We start from the raw sequence: 321 nt of genomic DNA, 5'->3' as shown, positions 1-321 counted from the left end.
CTTCAGAAGTAGCCATATTAATGTGGTCATTTGTTAATGTTGAAATGTATCTCATATGAAAGATTGCAAGCTTTTGTGCTAAAAAGTTATACGAACTTATATTGCAAGGCGCTGTTAGTTCGGGTTATACAAGCTTATTTTTTAGGTAATCTAGACCACCCACAATAGCGAAGACTTGCGCATCGTTACATTCTTCGTCGGTCACTGTTGGGCTGTCTGGGTACACTTCCGTTGTCGTGCCGTAAACGCAATTTGTTACGCCGCCACACAGGCCCAGTTTTACCATTGGGTAGTTGATAACGCCAAACTGTACGACGGGTG

At 42.7% G+C, this 321-nt stretch carries 1 pseudogene; it reads right to left on the bottom strand.

The features are described 5' to 3' along the window. Positions 1–124: 124 nt before the first annotated feature. Positions 125–321 (bottom strand): annotated as a pseudogene (locus IQR33_RS17045) (peptidase); the annotation flags it as partial.

Source organism: Vibrio sp. OPT46, from assembly GCF_015163535.1.
GTDB lineage: Bacteria > Pseudomonadota > Gammaproteobacteria > Enterobacterales > Vibrionaceae > Vibrio > Vibrio alginolyticus.
This window is presented reverse-complemented; position numbering and strand designations above follow the sequence as displayed.